The sequence below is a fragment of the Gordonia sp. UBA7599 genome (assembly GCA_002477755.1).
In the GTDB taxonomy this organism is placed as follows: Bacteria; Actinomycetota; Actinomycetes; order Mycobacteriales; family Mycobacteriaceae; genus Gordonia.
In genome coordinates this window covers 9,888-12,513 of sequence record DLKD01000144.1, presented here as the reverse complement: position 1 = coordinate 12,513, position 2,626 = coordinate 9,888, and the positions used below count along the sequence as shown (strand labels likewise).

Sequence of the window (2,626 nt, the reverse complement as noted above, 5' to 3'; positions counted from 1 at the left end):
AGGGCATGTGGGCGATGACCGATCTGATGGCCGACATGGTCGAGCAGAAGATCGCCCAGCCCCGCGCCGGCGCCACCACCGCCTGGGTGCCCTCGCCCACCGCCGCGACGCTGCACGCGATGCACTACCACGAGGTGGATGTGTTCGAGGTGCAGGACGAGATCGCCAAGCGCGCACCGGCGTCGGTCGACGACATCCTCACCATCCCGCTCGCGCCGAAGGCCGACTGGTCCGAGGAGGAGAAGCGCGAGGAGCTCGACAACAACTGCCAGTCGATCCTGGGCTACGTGGTCCGTTGGATCGACCATGGTGTGGGCTGCTCGAAGGTGCCCGACATCCACGATGTCGCACTCATGGAGGACCGGGCGACCCTGCGCATCTCGAGCCAGTTGCTGGCCAACTGGATGCGCCACGGCGTCGTCACCGCCGACGACATCGAGGCGGCACTGGAGCGGATGGCACCGGTGGTCGACCGCCAGAACGCCGATGACCCGGACTACACCCCGATGGCCCCCGACTTCGCCTCGAGCATTGCCTTCCAGGCCGCCAAGGAACTCATCCTCGAGGGCGCCTCGCAGCCCAGCGGCTACACCGAGCCGATCCTGCACCGCCGCCGCCGCGAGTACAAGGCCGCCCATGGCGCATAGCAGCGGTGGCGGGCGGCATGGGCTCGATAGCCCCACCGCCAACCGGCACGAACTCGACGGTGGTGGGGGGCACCCGCTCCTCGCCGTCGCCTTGGTCGTCCTGCTGCTGGCCGGCGGCGCCGTCGCCTGGTTCCAGGCTCGCGACAAGGTCGGCGATCAGGCCGACTCGGCCGCCGGCAAGTGCGTGGAGGGTCCCACGACGGTCCCGATCATCGCGTCGGCCGATATCGCCGAGGTCCTCGGCGATATCGCGAAGCGCTACAACGAGACGAAGCCGGTGGTCCGCGACCACTGCGTGACCGTGCAGGTTCGCCCCGGCGATTCCAAGGTGACACTCGACGGGCTGCGCGGGCAGTGGGACATCGCGTCGATGGGCGAGCGCCCCGCCGCGTGGATCCCGCAGTCGTCGATCTGGGCGGCCGCCTTGACCAGCGCCAAGCCTGAGGCGGTGGAGGGATCGCCCGATTCACTGGCGACCTCCCCCGTGGTCCTGGCGATGTATTCCGAGTTCGCGCAGAAGGCTGTGGGCAAACTCGATTGGGGCCAGTTGGCGTCGCTGTCGAAGCGCCCGGACGCGATGGCGCAGTTCGGGTTGCCGACGTGGGGCCCGCTGCGCCTGGCGATGCCGCTCGGCGCGGGGTCGGACGCCACCTTGCTCGCCACCCAGGCGATCGCATCCCAAGCTGCGCAGTCACCGGGCGCCCTCACCGCCACCGAGGTCGAGTCCCCGGCAGCCACCGCCGCGGTGCGCGCCGTCCTGGACAACGCTCCCCCCGCCCCGGATGGATCCGCGACCGCCACGGTCACGGCGATCGCCAAATCCGAGGCGCGTCGCGGCATCCACACCGTCCCCATTACCGAGCAGCAGCTCTACGTGCTGGCCCGCAGCGGCGCGATCGGCGACTCGCTGCGCGCGTTCTCGCCATCGGGCCCGACACCTGTCGCCGATTACCCGGTGCTGCGCCTGTCCAGCAGCCAGGTCACCGCGGAGCAGTCCGACGGCGTGGCGGCGTTCCTCGAATTCGCCAAGCAGCCCGATCAGACCGCCCTGCTGGCGAGGTCGGGCTACCGCGCCGGCGACGCCCAGACACCGCCGGGCAACGCCACGGTCGGCTTCGGAGCGGTCGGCAACGAGATGCGCGATCCCGAGCCCGCCGCGAGCGCCGCACTGCTGCGGTTGGTGTACCGATAGGCCGGACTCACTCCGCGAACGCCTCGATCGGCGGGCAGCTGCACACCAGGTTGCGGTCGCCGAAGGCGCCGTCGATGCGGCGCACGGCCGGCCACGCCTTGGCGCGCGCCCCGGTCGAGGGCAATCCGTTGGGGAACACGGCGGTCTCGCGCGAATACGGGTGGTCCCATTCGCCCACCAGGCACTCGGTGGTGTGCGGTGCCCCGCGCAGCGGGTTGTCGTCGACTGACCACTCCCCTGACCCCACACGATCGATCTCGCCGCGGATCGCGATCATGGCGTCACAGAAGGCATCCAGCTCGTCGAGGTTCTCACTCTCCGTCGGCTCGACCATCAGCGTCCCGGCGACGGGGAAGCTCATCGTCGGGGCGTGGAAGCCGTAGTCGGCCAGCCGCTTGGCGACATCGTCGACGGTGACCCCGGTTAGCTTGGTCAGTTCGCGCAGGTCCAGGATGCACTCGTGGGCCACCCAACCGCCGTCACCGGTGTAGAGCACCGGGTAGTACTCATCGAGGCGCCGGGCGATGTAGTTGGCCGAGGCGATCGCGCTCAGCGTCGCACGGCGCAGCCCCGACGCGCCCATCATCAAGATGTAGGCGTAGGTGATCGGCAGGATCGACGCCGACCCGTAGGGCGCGGCAGAGACGGTCAGATCACCGGCCGCCCGCACCGCATCCGAATGCGCCTCGGAGAGCTCGGGAGCCAGCGGATGCCCGGGCAGGTAGGGCGCGAGGTGGTCGCGCACGCCGATTGGCCCGACGCCGGGACCGCCGCCGCCGTGCGGGAT

The 2,626-nt window shown here is 70.3% G+C and carries 1 protein-coding gene and 2 pseudogenes; 2 read left to right on the top strand and 1 reads right to left on the bottom strand.

Going from position 1 to position 2,626, the window contains the following annotated elements; all coding sequences use genetic code 11:
- Together B4L26_RS17180 and B4L26_RS17175 are read left to right on the top strand one after the other, a co-directional pair.
- Positions 1–647, top strand: a pseudogene (locus tag B4L26_RS17180) (malate synthase G); the annotation flags it as partial.
- Positions 637–1,839: a substrate-binding domain-containing protein gene (locus B4L26_RS17175; RefSeq protein ID WP_290720798.1), complete on the top strand. Its 1,203-nt coding sequence runs from the start codon at positions 637–639 to the stop codon at positions 1,837–1,839. The pseudogene B4L26_RS17180 and the gene B4L26_RS17175, both read left to right, overlap by 11 nt.
- A gap of 7 nt (positions 1,840–1,846) precedes the next feature.
- Here the strand turns inward: B4L26_RS17175 and B4L26_RS17170 are convergent.
- A pseudogene (locus tag B4L26_RS17170) lies at positions 1,847–2,626 on the bottom strand (glycine dehydrogenase (aminomethyl-transferring)); the annotation flags it as partial.